Consider the following 19,005-nt stretch of genomic DNA (forward strand, 5'->3'; position numbering starts at 1 on the left):
TCGGAATACTGTCGCTCAACTTTCAAGTGCTTATCGATCCGGCGGCGAAGGCCCGGGCGGCTAGGGCGGCACCGGAGACGTGCAGCACTATGAGCGGGTGGACAAAGTACGACTCCTCGTCGTCGACGACGACCCGCCCATCGCCGACCTCGTCGCGACCGTCGCCCGCTACGAGGGCTGGGAGGCGGTCACGGCGTACTCCGGCGAGGACGCGCTCAAGCGGGCCGCCGAGTTCCACCCGGACATCGTGGTGCTCGACCTGATGCTGCCCGGCGTCGACGGCTTCGGCGTCCTGGACCGGCTGCGGGCCTCCGGCACGATGGTGCCCGTGGTGTTCCTCACCGCGCGCGACGGCGTCGCCGACCGGGTCGCGGGCCTGACCCGGGGCGGCGACGACTACCTGGTCAAGCCGTTCGCCGTGGAGGAGCTGATGGCCCGGCTGCGGACCGTGCTGCGGCGCAGCGCCGGGCCCGCCTTCCAGCGGTCCGTGCTCCAGGTCGGCGACCTCACCATGGACGAGGACACCCGCGAGGTGCGGCGCGGCGAGAAGCTGCTGTCGCTGACCCCGACCGAGTACGAGGTGCTGCGCTACCTGATACGCAAGTCGCCCACCGTGCTCACCAAGGCGCAGATCCTCGACCACGTGTGGGAGTACGGCTTCGGCGGCCGCTCCAACGTCGTCGAGCTGGTCATCAGCCGGCTGCGCCGCAAGCTCGACGAGACGGACGACGGCGGTGCGCCGCTGATCCACACCGTGCGGGGATTCGGGTACGTCCTGCGACAGGCCTCCGAGTGATCGCCCGGCTGCGGCGGGCCTACCGCGGGATGCGCCTGGGCACCCGGCTGGCCCTCGGCCTCGGCGCCCTGGCGCTGGTCGTGTTCGCCGTCGTCGGCACGGCCCTCACCACGTACATGCGCGACTACCTGTCCGCCCAGCTCGACACCCAGCTGGCGCAGGCTCAGATCGCCCAGTCCAAGAGCATCGCGGACTACGGCACGCTGACGGGCAAGAAGTACTACAGCTGGTTCTACGCCGTGTACGACGTCTCGGACGGCACGCCCGGGCTGCGCAGGCCCGAGGACCCCGCCGACCTGCCGAAGGACGTCGACGACTTCACCGCCCTGGCCGCGGCGCAGACCGCCGCGCACACCGAGCTCCTGCGCACCGAGCACCTCAGGGGCGCGGGCACCTACCGGCTGCGCGCCTGCGAGGTCGAGCCCGGGGTCGTCCTGGTGAGCGCCGCGCCCATGGAGGACATCGAGGACACGGTCGGGCAGCTCATCACCATCCAGGTCGTCACCTTCGCGCTCGCCCTGCTCGCACTGGTCGTCTTCGGCCGCCGGATGCTGCGCCGCGGGCTGAAGCCGCTCAGCGACATGGCGTCCACCGCGCACGGCATCGCCTCGCACGACCTGACCGAGTCGGCGGCCCGGCTGCCGCTGCGCGCCGACGGCCGGGACGGCGGGCCGGAGGTGGACGAACTGCGCACCGCCTTCAACACGATGCTGGAGCACATCGACGACTCCCTCGCCGTGCGCGCGGAGGCCGAGCAGCGGCTGCGCCGGTTCGTCGCGGACGCCTCGCACGAACTGCGCACCCCGCTGATGTCGGTACGCGGCTATGCCGACCTCTTCCAGTACGCCGCCGCCAACGCCCCCGAGGAACGCGACCGGCACCTGGCCCGGCTGCGGGCCGAGGCCGCCCGCATGGGCATCCTCCTGGACGACCTGCTGCTGCTCGCCCGGCTGGACGCGGCGGAGGTGGAGGCGCCGCTGCGGCTGGAGGACGCCGACCTCGCGGAGCTGGTCCGGCAGGCCGCCGACGCCTTCCGGGCCGGCCGGCCGGACCACCCGCTGACGGTGACCACCGGCCCGGGGGCGCTCACGGTGCGCCTGGACCCGCAGCGCGTCCGGCAGGTCCTGGACAACCTGCTCGCCAACGCCGCCGTGCACACCCCGCCCGGAACGCCGGTTTCCATGGACGTCGCCGTCGCCTCCCACGCCGCCCTGGTCCGGATCGCCGACGCGGGCCCCGGCATCCCGCCCGAGGACCAGGAGCGCGTCTTCGACCGCTTCTACCGCGTCGACAAGGCCCGCAGCCGCGACCGCGGCGGCAGCGGCCTCGGCCTGGCGGTCGCCCAGTCCCTGGTCCGGGCCCACGGCGGCCGCATCGAGCTGAACAGCGCACCGGGGGCGACGGTGTTCACCGTGCGGCTGCCGCTGGACGGGGTGGGCGTTCCGGCCGCACGGGGGCCGGAAACGACCGCCGTCTAGACTCGACCGGCAACAGCCCGTACGACCATGGCCAACGTTTCCGCCAACCGAAGGGCCCCGGCGTCTTGATACGGATCGATTCAGTCACCAAGCGGTACCCGGACGGCACGGTGGCGGTCGACCGGCTCTCACTGGAGATACCCGACCGCTCGATCACCGTCCTCGTCGGACCGTCGGGCTGCGGCAAGACGACCACCCTGCGGATGATCAACAGAATGGTCGAACCGAGTGAGGGAACGATCCTCCTCGACGGCGAGGACATCCAGCGGCAGCCCGTCACCACCCTGCGCCGGTCCATGGGGTACGTCATCCAGAACGCCGGCCTCTTCCAGCACCGCACGATCGTCGACAACATCGCGACCGTGCCCCGCATGCTCGGCTGGGGCAAGCACAAGGCCCGGGCGCGGGCCGCGGAGCTGATGGAGCGGGTCGGGCTCGACGCCGCGCTCGCCAAGCGGTACCCGTACCAGCTGTCCGGCGGCCAGCAGCAGCGCGTCGGCGTGGCCCGGGCGCTGGCCGCAGACCCGCCCGTGCTGCTCATGGACGAGCCGTTCTCGGCGGTCGACCCGGTCGTGCGCAAGGGGCTCCAGGACGAACTGCTGCGCATCCAGGACGAGTTGGGCAAGACCATCGTCTTCGTCACCCATGACATCGACGAGGCGATCAAGCTCGGCACGATGGTCGCCGTGATGCGCACCGGCGGCCACCTCGCCCAGTACGCGCCCCCGGCCGAGCTGCTGTCCAGCCCCGCCGACGCCTTCGTCGAGGACTTCCTCGGCGGCGACCGCGGCATCCGGCGGCTGTCGTTCTTCCCGTCCGCCCGGCTGGAGTTGACGAGCGACCCGGTGATCCCGCTCGACGCCACCGCCGAGCAGATCGCCGCCCCCGACGCCCCCTACCTCCTGGTGACCGACGCGGACGGCCGGCCGCTCGGCTGGAGCGCGCCCGGAGACCTGGTGGCGGGGGACATCCGGCCGGACCGGCTGCTGTCCCACGGGCGGCCGTTCGTGCCCGGCGCCGACTCGCTGCGGGTCGCCCTCGACTGCGCGGTGCTGTCGCCGACCGGCTGGGCCGTCGCCGTGGACACCGGCGGGCGGGTGACCGGCGTCGTCTCGCAGGCGACCATCGGCGAGGCCATCCGCAGCGCCCACGCGGCGGGGCGCGACGACGAGAAGGTCGCCGGATGAACGGCTTCCTCCACGACTTCTTCGACATCCCGAGCGACCTCCAGCACAGCTGGATCGGGCTGGTCGGACTGCACCTGAGAGAGGCCCTGCTGCCGGTCGCGGCCGGGCTGCTCCTGGCGCTGCCGATCGCCCAGCTCTGCATCCGCTTCCGCTGGCTCTACCCGCCCGTGCTCGGCGTCACGACCGTGCTGTACGCCGTCCCGTCGCTGGCGTTCTTCGTCGTCCTCATCAACTACACCGGGCAGACCGAACTCACCGTGATGATCCCGCTGGCCGTGTACAGCCTGGTGGTGCTCGTCCCGGCGATCGTCGACGGGGTGCGCTCGGTGCCGCAGGAGACCCTGTCCGCGGCCACCGCCATGGGCTTCGGGCCCGTACGGCGGTACTTCCAGGTGCAGTTGCCGATCGCGGTCCCGGCGATCATCGCCGGCCTGCGGGTGGCGACCGTGTCGAGCATCTCCCTCGTCAGCGTCGGCATGCTGATCGGCAACCAGGGCGCGCTCGGCAACCTGCTCCACGACGCGCAGATCTACAACCGGCCCGAACTGACCTGGAACTCCGTGATCACCACGGCCCTCCTGGCGATCCTCGTCGACGCCCTGCTGGTCCTCGTGCGCGTGCTGCTGACGCCCTGGATGCCCAGCGGCACGGCCGGTCGCAAGCAGGCGCCCGCTCTCAAGGACGCAGCCCGGTGAACGTACTGAACTTCGTCAACGCCTTCTTCAGCGACAGCGCCCACTGGCACGGCTACGACGGCATCCCGGCCCGCCTCGGGGAACACGTGCAGTACACCCTGGAGGCCCTCGCCCTCGCCGCCGCCATCGGACTGCCGGTCGGCCTGGTCACCGGCCACTACGGGCGCGGCGGGAACGCCCTGTCCCTGGTCGCCACCGCCGGGCGGGCCCTGCCCAGCTTCGGCCTGCTGGTGCTGATGACGACCCTGCTGGGGTTCGGGATGCTGCCCGTGATGATCCCGCTGGTCGTCCTCGCCGTCCCGCCGATCCTGGTCACCACCTACGAGGCGATGCGCTCCGTCGACCCCTCGCCGGTGGACGCCGCCCGCGGCATGGGCATGCACGAGTCCCGGATCCTCTTCCAGGTGGAACTGCCGGTCGCGCTGCCGCTGATCCTGAGCGGCCTGCGCTCGGCGGCGATCCAGATCGTGTCGACGGCGACCATCGCCGCGTACGTCAGCCTGGGCGGCCTCGGGCGGTACATCGTCGACGGCCTCTACCAGCGCAACTACGAGAAGGTGGTGGGCGGCGCGACGCTGGTCGCCGTCCTGGCGCTGGTCACGCTCGCGCTGTTCTGGGCGGTGGCGCGGGCGGCGGTGTCGCCGGGGGTGCGCAGGAGTTGAGAGGCCGGATTGCGGCGGTTTGTCGCACATCAACGCCGATTGGTAACCAGGCTGCTCTTGACTGACCGAATACCGGCTGGCTTGGATCAGTGGGTGATTACTACGGCGAAGAGCAGCACCCGGTCCATCACCAGGCATCCCGGCGCGGCCGCGGTCGCGCTCGCCGCGGCGGCGGCTCTTCTCGGAGGCTGTTCCTCCGGCGGCACCTCCGACGACCCGCTCAAGGGCGGCGGAGCGGAGAGCGGCACCGTCGTGGTCGGCTCCAACAACTTCGCCGAGAGCATCCTGCTCGCCGACATCTACGGCGAGGCCCTCAAGGCCAAGGGCATCAAGGTCAGTTACAAGCCCAACATCGGCAGCCGTGAGACCACCTACGGCCTGATGAAGAACGGCGCCATCACCCTGCTGCCGGAGTACAACGGCTCCCTGCTGGCGTACCTCGACGCCAAGGCCAAGCCGAAGACGGTCGAGGAGACCACGACCGCGATCAACGGCAAGCTCGACTCCAAGCTGGAGCTGCTGAAGCCGTCGGCCGCGCAGAACAAGGACTCCGTGACCCTGAACGCGCAGACCGCGAAGAAGTACAAGCTCACCTCGGACTCCTCCATAGGCGATCTCAAGGGCATCGCCAAGGACCTGGTCTTCGGCGGCTCGCCGGAGTTCCAGACCCGACACCAGGGTCTGGCGGGCCTGAAGTCGGTGTACGGCCTGGAGTTCAAGTCCTTCAAGTCCCTCGACGCGGGCGGGCCGCTGACCCAGACGGCGCTGAAGAAGAACACCGTGCAGGCCGCGGACCTCTTCACCACCGACCCGACCATCGCCCGGGAGAAGTTCGTCGTCCTGAAGGACCCGGAGAACCTCTTCGGCTTCCAGAACGTGCAGCCGCTGGTCCGCAAGGGCGAGCTGTCCAAGGAGGGCGCCGCGGCGCTCGACGCGGTCTCCGCCAAGCTCGACACGAAGGCGCTCCTCGAACTGGACGCGCAGGTGCAGCTGGAGAAGAAGGACCCGCTGGACGTGGCCAAGGCGTGGCTGAAGTCGGCGGGCCTGAGCTGACACACCGCCTAGGGGGTGTCCGCACCCCCTAGGCCTGCACCGCCGTCGCGATCAGCTGGTCGAGCAGAGCGATCAGCACGTCCCGGCACGACTCCCTCTCCCGCGCGTCGCACAGCAGCACCTGCACGTGCTCCGGCACCGCGAGGGCGTCCCGGATGTCCTCGGGCGGATACGGGTGTTCCCCGTGGAAGCCGTTGACCCCGACGACGAACGGGATGCCCCGGCGTTCGAAGAAGTCGATCGCGGCGAAACTGGACTCGGGTCTGCGGACGTCGACCAGGACCACGGCACCGAGCGCGCCGAGGGCCAGGTCGTTCCACATGAACCAGAACCGCTGCTGCCCCGGCGTGCCGAACAGGTACAGCACCAGGTCCCGGCTGATGGTGATGCGGCCGAAGTCCAGGGCCACGGTGGTGGCCCGCTTCTCCTCGATACCGTCCAGGTCGTCGATGCCCAGACCGGCCATGGTCAGGGGTTCCTCGGTGCGCAGCGGGGCGATCTCGCTGACCGACCCGACCATGGTGGTCTTGCCCACGCCGAAGCCGCCGGCGATGAGGATCTTTACCGTGTCGGGTGCCGAGGACGCGTCGGTGGCGACGTCAGAGCCGGCCAAGGCCGTCCCTCACTTTCTTCAGCAGGTCCAGGTCCGGAGCGGTACGGGAAACGAGGCGCGGCGGACGGACGGTGATCCGGCCCGCCTCCAGCAGGTCGCAGAGCAGGATGACGACCACGCTCACCGGCAGGTCGAGCCGGGCGGCCAGCTCCGCCACGGCCAGCGGCTCGGCGCACAACCGGAGGATCCGGGTGTACTCGGGCTGAACGGGGGCCGCCGCGGCGGGCTGCGGATCGACCGCGGTCACCGTCGCGATGAGCGTGAAGTCGGCGCGGCTGGGCCGGGTCCGGCCACCGGTCAGCGCGAACGGCCGTACGAGCCGCCCCGCCGAGTCGCCTCCGCCCACCTCACACGCCGGGGTCGACGACGGGCCCGGCCATGCCCCGCGGTGCCGCGCTGAGGTGCTCGCCGATCTTCTTCACCAGCATGTTCATCTGGTACGCCACCACACCGACGTCCGCGCCCGGCCCGGTGAGCACCACCAGGTGGGCGCCGGGACCGGCGGAGGTGAGGATCAGATAGCTGTTGGCCATCTCGATGAGCGCCTGGCGCACCGGACCGCCCCGGAAGTCCATGCTGACGCCCTTGCTGAGGCTCATCAGGCCGGAGGCGGTCGCCGCGAGCCGCTCGGCGTCGTCGCGCAGGAATCCGGTGGACTTGCTGACCACCAGGCCGTCCTCCGACAGCACCACGGCCTGGTTCACGTCGGCGACCCGCTCCACGAGTCCGGTCAGCAGCTGGTCGAGCTGGGTGTGCGTGGCGGGGATGGGGCGTGTCATTGCGGTGTCCTTCGTCAGCGGTCGGCGGGCGGAGTCGAGGGGACGGGGTCGGCGGCGGCCTGCCGGGGTGGTGCGGCCGCCTCCTCGTCGTACGGCGGCTCGGTGTCGCCGTCACGGGCCCGGAGCGTGCCGCGCTGGAAGCCGGCCAGGGACGAGGCGGCGGCTTCCGCGGTGAAGTCGTCGGGGAAGCCGTCGTCTTCGGCGGGCGCGGACTCCTCGCGCAGTTCCTCCACCAGGCTGGTCTGCGGCACCCGGCGGGGGAGCGGGGCGAGACCGTCCCGGCGGGGGATGACCTCGCGGGCGGCGGGCGCGGCGGCAGGGGCGGCTGCGGCGGTGGTGGTGGCCCGGGCCGACGCGAGGGGCCGGGGCTCGCGGGCGGTCCCGGCGGTGCCCACGGCACTTTCCGGCTCCTCGACGCCGGCCGTGGCGCTGTCGGTCTTCTCGGCGTCCACCGAGCTCTGCCCGCTCACCGAGCCGTCACCGGTCTTCGGGCCGTCACCGGTCTTCGGGCCGCCGCCCGCCCCTCTCGGGCCGACGAGGGCGGCCAGGCCGTTCACGCCGGCCTTGTTCCCGCCGTCCCGGGCCCCCGGCGCACCGGCCCCCGGGGCCTCCCGCACCACGATGTCGTGCGGGATCAGCACGATCGCCGTCGTCCCGCCGTACGGCGACGCGCGCAGGGTGACGGCGATGCCGTGCCGGTGGGCCAGCTGGGCGATCACGAACATGCCGAGCCGCAGGTCGTCGGCGAGCGCCACCACGTCGAACTGCGGGGGCACCGCGAGCTGCTCGTTGAAGGACGTGTAGTCCTCCTCCGACATGCCGAGGCCGCGGTCCTCGACCTCGACGGCCAGGCCCTTGGCGACCATCCCGGCCCGCACCGTGACGGGGCTCGGGGCGGGCGAGTACGCGGTCGCGTTGTCGATGAGCTCGGCCAGCAGATGGATGACGTCGGCCACCGCGGGCGGCGCGACGGCCACCTCCTCCTCGGTGTGCACCTCCACCCGCTGGTACTCGGCGACCTCGCCGACCGCACTGCGCAGGATGTCGACCAGCGCGACCGGATCGGTCCAGCTGCGGCCGGGCCGTTCGCCGCTGACGATGACGAGGTTCTCCTCGTAGCGGCGCAACTGGCTGGCCGTGGAGTCCAGTTCGTACAGTCCTTTGAGGATGTCCGGGTCGGTGTGCTCGCGTTCCAGCGTGTCGAGCCTGCTGAGCTGGAGGTTGACCAGGTTCTGGCTCTGCCGGGCGATGCCCAGGATGACCTTCTGGAAGCCGCGCCGGGTGTCGGCGAGTTCGACCGCGGTGTGCACCGCCGTGCGCTGGGCGGTGTTGAACGCCTGTGCCACCTGGCCGAGTTCGTCGTGACCGTAGTCCAGCGGGGTCGTCGCGGACTCCGGGTCGACCGTCTCGCCCCTCTCGAGGCGGGCCACCACGTCGGGCAGCCGTTCCTGCGCGAGGCTGACGGCGGCCCGGCGCAGGCCGCGCAGCCGCCGGGACAGCGAGCGGGTGATCCGCCAGGACATGCCGACGCACACCAGCAGCGCGAGCAGCCCGCCGGCGCTCAGGATCCCCGCCTTGATCAGCAGCCCGTCCGCCTTGTCGGCGCTGCGTTCGAGCAGGCCCGTCGTCTGGCGCTGGATCAGACTGGTGTAGTGCGCGGACAGTTCGTCCATGGCGGCGCTCCACCGCTTCTGGGTGTCCGGCAGGGCGATCCGGTCCGCGTCGGCGCCGGCGTTGCGGGCCGCCAGCACCTGGTCCTCGATGGACTGGAGCGTCCGCCACTCCGGGCTCGCCAGGATCTGTTCGGTCTGCGCCTTGGCGCTGCCGGTCAGCTGGGGCACGACCTGGTCCTGGACGAGCCAGCGCCGGGTGTTCACCAGCTCCGTGAACTGCACCCAGGCCTTGTCGTCGAGGTGCCCGGACGGCCACGCCAGGGTCAGCTGCGCGTCCTCCCGGGAGACCAGCTCCGCCGCGTGCTCCAGGGCGACCAGCGGGCCGGCCTGCGAGGTGAGGTCGCCGTCGTCGACCTGGGAGAGCTCCTGGAAGGCGTGGATCTGGTCGTCGATGATCGAGGAGTACTGGTCCAGCGCCTGCTGCGCGGTGATGTCGGTCGGGTGGTCCACCTGGTCCCGGTAGTACTCCAGGCTGCCCACCGAGCCCAGCACCGAGTACAGCCGGTCCGATACGCGGGAGGGCGCCTTCTCGATCGCGTCCGCCCGCCCGACCAGCTTCGAGACCGCCGCGTCGGTCTCCTCGCGCTGCTTGTCGAGGGCGGCCCGGGAGCCGTGCGGCGAGGCCAGCCAGGCCGCCGACAGGCTGCGTTCCCGCTGCAGGGCGAGCGTCGCGTCGGTGCCCATGGCGCCGGTCGACCGGCTCAGCTCCGTCTGGTCACGCAGCCGGAGTCCCTCGGAGAACATCTGGATGGTCGTCACGCCCCACATGGCGGCGAGGGTGACGCTGGGCACCAGGGCCAGAAGCACCAGGGAGAGGCGTATGGAACCGAGACGGCGCCGGGCACCTGTCCGTCGAGACATCGTCGTCCTAGGGCGATCAGCGGGGAGCGAGGAACGGGGAGGCGGAACGGTCGGGGCGGGGGGCGGGGGGCGGGGGACGGACGCGGGGGTGTTCGCGTGCCCGTTACGGCACATGGGATGTGCAGGATGTTATCCGTACAAGTGACCGCGGGGCCCGGGCCTGACCGAATCTTTGGCGACACCGTCACAGGAGGGTCCGGTCACCGGGTCCCGGCGGCGGCGAACCGTGCCACCGCGGACACGTTGGACCTCGTCACGAACGCGGGGCCGGTGAGCACCGGGGCCGTCCCGCCGCCGCTGATGTTGCCGTTGGTCCGGTACAGCCACAGGGCGTCCACGGCGAGGTAGCCCTGGAGGTAGGGCTGCTGGTCCACGGCGAACTGCACCTCGCCGCCCCGGACCGCCTTGACCAGGTCCTTGTTGAGGTCGAAGGTGGCGACCTTGGCTCTGCTGCCGGCCTGCTCGACGGCGTCGACCGCGCTGAGCCCGTACTGGGCGCCCAGGGTGACGACCTCGTCGATGCTGGAGTCCTGCCGCAGCCGGGACGCGATCGTGGCGGTCACCGCGTTCATGTCGGTGCCGTCCACGTACACGTTGTCGGTCTCGCCGTCGAACGTCTTCCGCACTCCGGCGCAGCGGGCCTCCAGTGCGACGTTGCCCCGCTCGTGCACGACACACAGGGCGTGCTTGGCCTTGACCTCGTCCAGCTTGTCGCCGACGGCCCGGCCGGCGACGGACTCGTCCTGGCCGAAGTACTCCAGCAGGCCCGCCGGCCGCCAGGCGTCGATACCGGAGTTGAGCCCGACGACGGGGATGCCGGCCGCCTTGGCCTGGGCGATCGGGCCGCGCATCGCCGCCGGCTTGGCGAGCGTCACCGCGATGCCGTCGACCTTGTCGCGCACCGCGTTGCGCACCAACGCGGCCTGCGTGGCCCCGTCGGCGTCGCTGGCGTACGTCAGGTCGACGCCGTCCTTGGCCGCCGCCGTCTCGGCGCCCCGGCGCACCAGGTCCCAGAAGGCGTCGCCCTTGCCGCCGTGCGTGACCAGGGCGACCTTCATCCCGCCGCCCGGCCCGCCCACCGGGTCCGCGTCCGAGCCGTCGTCGCTCGCGCCGAGGACGGAGCAGCCGGCCACCAGCAGACACACGGCGGACACCAGGGCCGCGACACGGGTGAGTCTCGCGGAGGTGTGCGGCGGGGGAGGAGTGTTCATGAGGGGCGGACCTCGCTGTGCGGCCGAGCAAGAGCAGGATGAGAGCCGGGCGGACCGCACTTGAGCACGGGCCGGATGACTCTCGCTGGCCCGGAGCCAACCGTGTGTGACCACTGGGCGTCAAGTGAGCAGCCACATGCCGTGAGTTAGTGCTGCCGCATCGTGATGATCTGTCCGACAGGTCGAACAGTGGAGGTCATCCCCATGATTTTCATACCGTCCGTGCGGTTCGGGCCCCGGCGTCCCGCACGGAAAAGGCCTCCCGGAGCGGCTGCCGGGGCCGCCTAGACTGGTGCGGCTCACAGGGCGACGGAGGCGACGGAAGGGACGGCGACGGTGGCGGCAGCCGGCAGTGGCTTCGAGGACCCGCCCGCCGACGTGCTCGACCGGGCGGCCGCGGCCTTCGGGCTGCTGGCCTCGCCCGCACGGCTGCACATCGTCTGGGCGCTGGCCCAGGGCGAGAGCGACGTGACCGGGCTCGCCGAGCGGGTCGGCGGCGCGCTGCCCGCGGTCAGCCAGCACCTCACCAAGCTGAAGCTGGCCGGACTCGTCGGCTCCCGCCGCGAGGGCCGCCGGCAGGTGTACTACGTCGACGACCCCGACGTCGTCGACGTCGTACGGCTCCTGGTGGGCCGGCTCACCGACCGCGCCGCGCCGCCGCGCCGCCGCCTCCATGGCCTCTGAGACCGCCGACGGCACCACCCTTGAGGTGCTGCGGCGGCTGGAGTCGGGGCCCCGGGGACTGACCGAGACCGAGGCCGCGGCCAGGCTGCTCACCCACGGCGAGAACACCCTGCCCGAGCGGCGCACGACGTCCTGGCCCCGCCGGTGCGCGCACGCCCTGCGCGACCCCTTCACCGCCGTCCTGCTCTGCCTCGGCCTGGTGTCCGCCGCCGTCGCCTCCTGGGGCACCGCCGTGGTCATCCTCGCCCTGGTCGCGGTCAGCTGCGTGCTGCGCGCGAGCGGGGAGCACCGGGCCGACCGCTCCCTGGCCGCCCTGCGCGAACTCGTCGCCGGCACGGCCACGGTGCTGCGGCGCGACACCGACCGGGAGCCGCCCCGGCCCCGCGAGGTGCCGGTCACGGAACTCGTCCCCGGCGACGTCCTCCGCCTCGGCCCCGGCGACCTCGTCCCGGCAGACGTACGGCTGCTGCGCGCCCGCGGGCTGGCGCTGCACCAGGCCGCGCTCACCGGGGAGTCGGCGCCGGTGGCCAAGAGGGCGGTGGAGGGACCGGCCGGATCCGGCGCGGACGACGACTCCCCGCTGTGTTTCCAGGGCAGCACCGTCGCCACGGGCAGCGGTACCGCCGTCGTCGTCGCGACCGGCGACGGCACGCGGTTCGCCGCCGCTCACCGGCAGCCGGCCGCACGCCGGGAGGACGGGGCCTTCGACCGGTCCGTGCACGGCATCTCCTGGGTGCTGATCCGCTTCATGCTGCTGACGCCGCCCCTCGTCCTGATGGCGAACGCCGCCCTGCGCGGACGCGGCCTGGAGACCCTGCCCTTCGCCGTCGCGGTCGCCGTCGGGCTGACGCCGGAGATGCTGCCGGTGATCGTCACCACCTGCCTGGCCCGGGGCGCCGCCCTGCTCGCCCGTACCCACGGCGTCATCGTCAAACGGCTGCCCGCGCTGCACGACCTGGGCGCGGTCGACGTGCTGTGCGTCGACAAGACCGGCACTCTCACCCAGGACCGGCCGGTCGTCGCACGGGCCCTCGACCCGGCCGGCCGGGACGACCCGGAGGTGCTGCGCTGGGCAGCCGTCGGTGCCTGGTGGACCCTCCAGCTCGCCGAACTGCCCGCGCCCGACGCCCTCGACGAGGCCCTGCTGGAGGCGGCCGGGCCGGTGGGCGAGGAGTACGACGGGGTGGACGCCGTGCCGTTCGACCCGGTACGGCGCTTGTCGACGGCGGTGGTGCGCGGCTCCCTCGGGCGTCACACCGTCGTCGTCACGGGCGCCGCCGAGGCCGTGGTGGAGCGCTGTACCACTCAGCCCGGCGAGCGCGACCGGCTGCTGGCGCTCGCCGCCCGGGAGGCGGACGCCGGGCTGCGGGTGCTGGCCGTCGCCACGGCCGACCGCCCCGCCGGTGCGCCCGGGCCGCCCGACCCGCGGGGCTTGGCCTTCCGGGGCCTGGTGACCTTCCGGGACGCCCTCGCCCCGACCGCCGCCGAGGCCCTGCGCGGCCTGGCCGACCGGGGCGTCACCGTGAAGGTCCTCACCGGCGACCATCCGGCCACCGCCGCCCGGGCCTGCCGGGAACTCGGCCTGGACCCGGGGCAGGTGCGGACCGCCGCACAGCGGGAAGACCCCGAGGCCGTCGGCGAGGCGACCGTCGTCGCCCGCTGCACCCCCGAGGACAAGGCCCGGATCGTCGCCGCTCTGCGCGCCGCCGGGCACACCGTCGGGTTCCTCGGGGACGGGGTGAACGACGTGGCCGCGCTGCGTGCCGCCGACGTCGGTCTCGCGCCCCGCTCCGCCGTCGGCGTGGCACGGGAGAGCGCCGACGTCGTCCTCGCCGAGAAGGACCTCACGGCGATCGGCCACGCGATCACCGCCGGCCGGCACGCGAGCGGCAACATCGCCTCCTACCTGCGCGTCACGCTCTCCTCCAACCTCGGCAACGTCGTCGCGATGCTCGCCGCGGGCCTGCTCCTGCCCTTCCTGCCGATGCTCCCCGCCCAGGTGCTCGCCCAGAACCTGTGCTTCGACGCGGCCCAGCTCGCCTTCGCCCACGACCGTCCCGGCGCGGCGGCCCTGCGCGCTCCCGCCGTACTGCGGCCGCGCTCCTTCCTGCGGTTCGTCACCGGCTTCGGCCTGCTCAACGCGATCGCCGACCTCGCCACCTTCGCCGTGCTCGCGTTCGCGCTCGACGGCCCCGACGCCGTCGACGACGAAGCCGTGTTCCACTCCGCGTGGTTCACCGAGAACCTGCTCACCCAGGCGCTGGTGATGCTGCTCCTGCGCACCGGCCGGCGCGACGAGGGCAGCCGTGCCCCCGGCCCGGTCGCTCTGGCGGCGGCCGGCCTCGCCGCCGTCGGCCTGCTGCTGCCGCCGAGCCCTCTCGGCACGGCCCTCGGCATGACGGCCCTGCCCGCCGCCTACTACCTGCTGCCGGCCGTCGTCCTCGGCCTGTACGCCCTGGCCCTGGCGGCGGCCCGGGCCCGGCAGGTGCGGCGTCAGCCGTAGGTGAGGTTCGAGCAGGGGTTGTCGTCCGCGGACCGGGCCCCGTCGGCGACCTCCGACGGCACAGCGGTCGGAGCCGGGGACGCGGACGCGGTCGCCGGGCTGTCCGCGTACGACTGTCCCAGTACGACACTGATCCCGTTGCCGGTCACGGGCCGGAGCTCCGCGCCGGGGAAGGTCATCGCCACCGTCCGCGCGCGGTCCTCCAGGCCGGAGCCGTACTCGACCAGTGTCGTGGTGTGGTCCTGGGCGGACGCGGTCGCGGTGCCCGTGACGGTGAAGCCGCCCGAGGTGAGAGCGGCGGCGGCGCGGGCGGCCAGGCCGGGGACGGAGGTGCCGTTGTAGACGGCGACGTCGATGCCCTCACCGGAGACCGGCGTGGGGGAGGCGGAAGCCTCAGAACCCGGCGTCCCGGTCCGCTTCCCGCCGGCGTTCTCGCCGTCGATCGTGCGGTCGGCCCGGAGCGCGGCCCACAGGGCGTCGGCGTCCGGCTGCACGATCGCGACCCGTGAACCCTCGTAACGCCAGGGCAGGGTCACGAACTTCGTGTCGTGCAGGTCGATGTCCTTCAGGGACAACGCGAAGGACATCAGCTTGTCCGCGGAGCCGAGGCCGGGGTCGACGGTCAGCGACTTCGTGGCGGCCTCGGCCAGCGGCAGCAGCCGTGTCGGGGTGAGGCCCTGGCTCTTCACCTCCTTCAGCAGGCTCGCCACGAACGCCTGCTGGCGCTTGATCCGGCCGATGTCGGAACCGTCGCCGATGCCGTGCCGGAGGCGGACGTAGTCCAGCGCCTTCTGGCCCGCGACGGTCTGCTCGCCCTTGTGGAAGAGCAGCTTGCCCGGGGCGGTGAGGTGCGGGTCGAGATCGTTCTCGTAGACGTCCTGCGGCAGGCACACCCTGACGCCGCCCACCACGTCCGTCAGCCGGGCGAAGCCCTTGAAGTCGACGACGACCGTGTGGTCCACGCGCAGGCCGGTGAGCTGTTCGACGGTGTTCTGCGTGCAGGCGGGGTTGCCCTTGGCCGTCCGGCCGACCGAGTACGCCGCGTTGAACATCGTGTCCGGCTGGGCCTTCGTCCAGCCGCCGTCGGGCAGCTTGCACGGCGGGATGGTCACCAGCGTGTCGCGGGGGATGGAGACGGCGAGGGCGTGCCGGTGGTCGGCGTAGACGTGCAGCAGGAACGCGGTGTCGGAGCGGCCCACGTCGTCCTTGTCGCCGCCGCCCAGCGCCTCGTTGCCGCCGGTGCGGGTGTCGGAGCCGATGACCAGGACGTTCTCGCCCCGCGACGAGCCGGCCTCGGGGGCGGTTGTCGGAGAGGCCGCCCGAGTCGAAGGTGCTGATGTCGCCGTCCAGCTTCAGGTACAGCCAGCCGGCTCCGCCCGCGGCGAGCACGAGCAGGGCCAGGCAGACGACGAGCCCGACCCGTATGCCACGGCCACGGCTACGGTCACGGCCGCGCCGGCGACCGCGCTGCCGCCTGTGCTCGCGCGCGGCGGCCCGGTGCCGCGGCGGCTGAGTCCTCCGGTTGCTGGTGACCGTCATCGGCGTCTGCTTGCCTCTCACCCGGGGGTTGTACAGTTGCGCAATGTAGCAACTGTTAGTGAGAGGGAGGGCATGACGTGCTGCGCAACGGACTGGAGCCCTGGCATCTGCTGATCGTGGCGATCGTCGTGATCGTCCTGTTCGGTTCGAAGAAACTGCCCGACACGGCGCGTTCGCTCGGCCGCTCGATGCGGATCCTCAAGAGCGAGGCGAGGGCGCTGAAGGAGGAGGGCGCGGCGGACCCGGCCGTCGGAGATCCGGCCGGGCCCGCCGCGCCGCCCGTCAGCCCGTCAGAACCGGCAGCGACCGATGGCCGTGGGAGATGAACGAGTCCACCGGCCGCAGCTCGTCCGTAGGTACGGCGAGGGCGAGGCCGGGGAACCGCTCGAACAGGGCCGGCAGGGCCACGCGCGCCTCCAGCCGGCCGAGCGGGGCGCCCAGGCAGTGGTGGACGCCGTATCCGAAGGCCAGGTGATCCTTCACGGCGCGGGTGACGTCGAAGGTACCGGCGTCCGGGCCGTGCTCCTCCGGGTCGCGTCCGGCGGCGGCGTACGCGGCGAGGATCGCCTCACCCTTGCGGATCACACTGCCCTCCGGGCCGCCCAGCTCACCGAGGGGCAGGTCCTCGACCGCGTACCGCAGCGGCAGGCTGGCCACCGGTGCCTCGGCCCGCAGAGTCTCCTCGATCACGTCGTCCCAGGAGGCGCGACCGCCGCGGACGTGCGCGAGCTGGTCGGGGTGGGTGAGCAGCGCGTGGACGGCGTTGTCGAGCAGGTTGACCGTCGTCTCGTGGCCGGCGCTGATCATCAGCATCAGCGTGTCGAGCAGCTCCTGCTCGCTGAGCCGCGTGCCGCTCTCCTCCTCGTGGGCCGCGATCAGCGCGCTGGTCAGGTCGTCGCCGGGCGCCGCCCGTTTCACGGCGACGAGCTCGCCGAGGACGGCGTAGAACCGGGCGTAGGTGTCGGCGACTTCGGCCGCGTCGGCCGAGGTGTGGAAGACGCTGTCCACCACAGCGCGCAGCTCGGGTCCCAACTCCTCGGGTAAACCCAGCAGTTCGCCGATGACCTGGATGGGCAGCGGATAGCAGAACTCCTCCCGCAGATCGACCGCGTGGCCGTCCGCCCCGCCTCCCGCCCCGGCCTTGGCGACCCGGTCGAGCAGCGCCGCGGTGATCTCCTCGATCCGGGGCCGCAGCTCGGCGGTGCGGCGGGCGGTGAACGCCTTGGAGACCAGGGTGCGCAGCCGTTTGTGGTCGGTGCCGTACGCCGTGAACATGTTCCGCACCGCGACCCAGGTGTACAGCGGCCAGTCCGGTGAGACCTCGCCGTCGAGCCAGCGGTGCCAGTGCCGGCGCGCGTCCTTCGACACCCGCGGGTCGGTGAGCAGCCGCTTCAGCAGCGGGGCGCTGCTGACCGCCCAGGCCGGGACACCGTGGGGGAGTTCGACGGGCGTGACGGGTCCGCGCTCGCGGATCCGGGCGGCCTCGCCGTGGATGTCGCGGCCGGTCGGGTCGATCACTATCGGGTGTGTGAACTCCATCGGACTCTCTCCCTGGGCTGGCGGCGGTTCGCGGGGCACGCGGACGCCCTCGTGGGCGGGTACGTGCCACGTCCAGCCAAGTGGCCACGGCCGGGCAGCGCCAGAGAGTGGAGAATCACTGGCCTGTTTCAGGCGGTCCGGCCGGCCTCCCGCTCCAGGGGCCGGGCCACCGCCTGCGCGGCCCGGGCCGCCTTCCTGCGCCGGCGCCGGCTGATACGCGGCTCCTGGTCAGGCAGCCAGCCGAAGGTGAGGCAGCTGCCGACCACGCCCAGGAGCAGGCCCACGAAGAAGCCGCCCAGGTTCGAGGTCAGCCAGGTCCCCAGGGAGACCAGCACGCCGATGACCGAGTAGAACAGGCGCTGGGAGGGGTTGAAGAGGATCAGCACGCCGCACAGCAGCATCACGGCCGGGAGCAGATAGCCGGCCAGGCCCTGCATGCCGACGTGCAGGATGACGTCCAGCGACGCCTTCAGGGTGAGCAGCACCTCCGCCCCGCCCAGGGTGAGCAGCAGCCCGCCCCAGAAGGGACGGCCCGCCCGCCACTGGCGGAAGGCGGGCCGGAACGCCCCGCGCGGACCGCCGGACATCAGCAACCCGACCCGCTGAAGCCCAGTTTCAGACCGGGCAGCTTGAACACACCGGCCGTCGTGGCGTAGTTGGTCTGCCGCAGCTTGGCGATGTGCACGGTGTCGGACTGCTGGCTGAACACGCCCTTCGGCCCACGGCCCTGCGGCCCGGCCTTGTTGAGCGTGCTGGCGTCGTTGCCGATCTCGATGTTCTTGAAGGCCGCGTCGCCCGTGAGCTCCGTGGAGTCGGTGGTCAGGTCGCTGGCCCGGACCTTCGCCGCACCCTCGCCCGCCCTGATGACCAGGTTCGTGCCGCCCAGGTCCACGCTCTGGCACAGCTTGGTGAGCGTCGCGTCCTTGATCACGGAGGTGACGACCAGGACCTGACCGCCGGTGTCACCCGCGTTGGGGCTGCCCTCGGCCATCTCGTCCAGGCCGCCGAACTGTGCGAAACCGGTGCCGTTCAGCTCGGTCGCGGTGACCGTGAACGGCATGCCGGAGATGGCGAACTGCACGCCGAGCGCCCCCTCGGCCGTGAGGATCGCGAGGCCGGCGGCGACCGCGGCGGCCGGCACCGCCATCACGGCGGCCCGGCGGGCCCGGACCCGGCCGCGGCGCGCGGGATCGTCACCGGCGTCCGTGGCGGCGGCGCCTTCCGGTCTGTCGGAGGTGTGCTCGGCGGAAGAGGTCATGTCTGCTCCAGGTGCGTGTCGGTGCGGATCGGACTTCGGTGGCACGTTGCCCTGGCGCGGACACCGACTGCGTACGCACGTCTCCCCGCAACTCCCGGCGGTTGCAAGGGCTTTCTCGTTACGCCGCAGTAGCCGACTCGGAAGTTACCGGGGGTTACATGAAGGGTCAAGGGAAGTGTGAACAAAGAGTGTCGAATGTGCGCCGCATGTGAGTCGCCGCCCTTCGGGAAGTCTCACCGAACGCACAACTCCCTTGCAAAGCCTTGACGTTGACTGACACGCAGGTCTACAACTCTCCTCGTCCCACCGGATCCGTGGCGCCGGATCCGCCGCGCGGCACCGTCCGCGTGTCCCGGAACCGCTCGTCCCGCACGGGCAGCTCGCCGCCCGGTGCGTCCTCCGCACGGGCTTCCACTGCCCGAGTCCGACCCTCCACGGCACCGGCACGGGCCCTTTCCCCGGTGCGCCGTGCCA

Annotated in this window: 17 protein-coding genes and 1 pseudogene; 9 read left to right on the forward strand and 9 right to left on the reverse strand. The window is 72.4% G+C overall.

The window, feature by feature from the left end; all coding sequences use genetic code 11:
- Positions 1 to 97: 97 nt before the first annotated feature.
- The 6 genes from QF034_RS32135 (at position 98) to QF034_RS32160 (ending at position 5,871) form a co-directional block, all read left to right on the forward strand.
- Positions 98 to 796: a response regulator transcription factor gene (locus QF034_RS32135; protein WP_307178194.1), complete on the forward strand. Its 699-nt coding sequence runs from the start codon at positions 98 to 100 to the stop codon at positions 794 to 796.
- Positions 793 to 2,274, forward strand: coding sequence for a sensor histidine kinase (locus QF034_RS32140; RefSeq protein ID WP_307178195.1), 1,482 nt, complete (start codon positions 793 to 795; stop codon positions 2,272 to 2,274). Before QF034_RS32135 ends, QF034_RS32140 begins: the two co-directional genes overlap by 4 nt.
- Positions 2,275 to 2,339: 65 nt before the next feature.
- Positions 2,340 to 3,461, forward strand: a complete 1,122-nt coding sequence (locus QF034_RS32145; RefSeq protein ID WP_307178196.1) for an ABC transporter ATP-binding protein — start codon at positions 2,340 to 2,342, stop codon at positions 3,459 to 3,461.
- On the forward strand, positions 3,458 to 4,156 hold the full coding sequence (locus QF034_RS32150; RefSeq protein WP_307178197.1) for an ABC transporter permease: 699 nt from the start codon (positions 3,458 to 3,460) through the stop codon (positions 4,154 to 4,156). The genes QF034_RS32145 and QF034_RS32150 overlap by 4 nt, the downstream gene beginning before the upstream one ends.
- Positions 4,153 to 4,818, forward strand: coding sequence for an ABC transporter permease (locus tag QF034_RS32155; protein ID WP_307178198.1), 666 nt, complete (start codon positions 4,153 to 4,155; stop codon positions 4,816 to 4,818). Before QF034_RS32150 ends, QF034_RS32155 begins: the two co-directional genes overlap by 4 nt.
- A 93-nt stretch (positions 4,819 to 4,911) precedes the next feature.
- Positions 4,912 to 5,871, forward strand: coding sequence for an ABC transporter substrate-binding protein (locus QF034_RS32160; RefSeq protein ID WP_307178199.1), 960 nt, complete (start codon positions 4,912 to 4,914; stop codon positions 5,869 to 5,871).
- Between the two features lie 28 nt (positions 5,872 to 5,899).
- Here the strand turns inward: QF034_RS32160 and QF034_RS32165 are convergent, their stop codons facing one another.
- From QF034_RS32165 to QF034_RS32185, 5 genes are all read right to left on the reverse strand, one after another.
- Positions 5,900 to 6,484 carry a GTP-binding protein gene (locus QF034_RS32165; RefSeq protein ID WP_307178200.1) on the reverse strand — a complete coding sequence of 195 codons (585 nt, stop codon included), beginning with the start codon at positions 6,482 to 6,484 and terminating at the stop codon, positions 5,900 to 5,902.
- A complete protein-coding gene (locus QF034_RS32170; protein WP_307178201.1) occupies positions 6,471 to 6,830 on the reverse strand; it encodes a DUF742 domain-containing protein in 360 nt (119 codons plus the stop codon). Before QF034_RS32170 ends, QF034_RS32165 begins: the two co-directional genes overlap by 14 nt.
- 1 nt (position 6,831) lies before the next feature.
- Positions 6,832 to 7,263, reverse strand: coding sequence for a roadblock/LC7 domain-containing protein (locus tag QF034_RS32175; protein WP_020271575.1), 432 nt, complete (start codon positions 7,261 to 7,263; stop codon positions 6,832 to 6,834).
- Between the two features lie 14 nt (positions 7,264 to 7,277).
- The gene (locus QF034_RS32180; protein ID WP_307178202.1) at positions 7,278 to 9,797 is read right to left on the reverse strand and encodes a sensor histidine kinase; all 2,520 of its coding nucleotides are present in this window, start codon (positions 9,795 to 9,797) and stop codon (positions 7,278 to 7,280) included.
- 200 nt (positions 9,798 to 9,997) lie between these two features.
- On the reverse strand, positions 9,998 to 11,008 hold the full coding sequence (locus tag QF034_RS32185) for a substrate-binding domain-containing protein (RefSeq protein ID WP_307178203.1): 1,011 nt from the start codon (positions 11,006 to 11,008) through the stop codon (positions 9,998 to 10,000).
- A 336-nt stretch (positions 11,009 to 11,344) separates the two neighbouring features.
- Between QF034_RS32185 and QF034_RS32190 the strand changes: the two genes are divergently transcribed.
- Together QF034_RS32190 and mgtA are read left to right on the forward strand one after the other, a co-directional pair.
- Positions 11,345 to 11,692, forward strand: coding sequence for an ArsR/SmtB family transcription factor (locus QF034_RS32190; protein ID WP_306970540.1), 348 nt, complete (start codon positions 11,345 to 11,347; stop codon positions 11,690 to 11,692).
- Entirely contained in the window at positions 11,682 to 14,195 is a 2,514-nt protein-coding gene (gene mgtA / locus QF034_RS32195; RefSeq protein WP_307178204.1) for a magnesium-translocating P-type ATPase, read from the forward strand. Before QF034_RS32190 ends, mgtA begins: the two co-directional genes overlap by 11 nt.
- Here the strand turns inward: mgtA and QF034_RS32200 are convergent.
- A pseudogene (locus QF034_RS32200) lies at positions 14,186 to 15,734 on the reverse strand (LCP family protein). The gene mgtA and the pseudogene QF034_RS32200 sit on opposite strands and share 10 nt — an antisense overlap.
- Positions 15,735 to 15,811: 77 nt before the next feature.
- Here QF034_RS32200 and tatA point away from each other — a divergent pair.
- Positions 15,812 to 16,060, forward strand: coding sequence for a Sec-independent protein translocase subunit TatA (gene tatA / locus QF034_RS32205; RefSeq protein WP_307178205.1), 249 nt, complete (start codon positions 15,812 to 15,814; stop codon positions 16,058 to 16,060).
- Here the strand turns inward: tatA and QF034_RS32210 are convergent.
- The 3 genes from QF034_RS32210 to QF034_RS32220 form a co-directional block, all read right to left on the reverse strand.
- Positions 16,017 to 17,273, reverse strand: a complete 1,257-nt coding sequence (locus QF034_RS32210) for a cytochrome P450 family protein (protein ID WP_307178206.1) — start codon at positions 17,271 to 17,273, stop codon at positions 16,017 to 16,019. The two genes, tatA and QF034_RS32210, sit on opposite strands and share 44 nt — an antisense overlap.
- Positions 17,274 to 17,401: 128 nt before the next feature.
- Positions 17,402 to 17,860 (reverse strand): DUF6114 domain-containing protein, encoded by a 459-nt coding sequence (locus tag QF034_RS32215; RefSeq protein ID WP_307178207.1) that lies wholly within the window; start codon positions 17,858 to 17,860, stop codon positions 17,402 to 17,404.
- Positions 17,860 to 18,531, reverse strand: coding sequence for a DUF6230 family protein (locus QF034_RS32220; RefSeq protein ID WP_307178208.1), 672 nt, complete (start codon positions 18,529 to 18,531; stop codon positions 17,860 to 17,862). The genes QF034_RS32215 and QF034_RS32220 overlap by 1 nt, the downstream gene beginning before the upstream one ends.
- Positions 18,532 to 19,005 lie beyond the last annotated feature (474 nt).

It is taken from the genome of Streptomyces africanus (assembly GCF_030816955.1).
GTDB classification, from domain to species: domain Bacteria; phylum Actinomycetota; class Actinomycetes; order Streptomycetales; family Streptomycetaceae; genus Streptomyces; species Streptomyces africanus.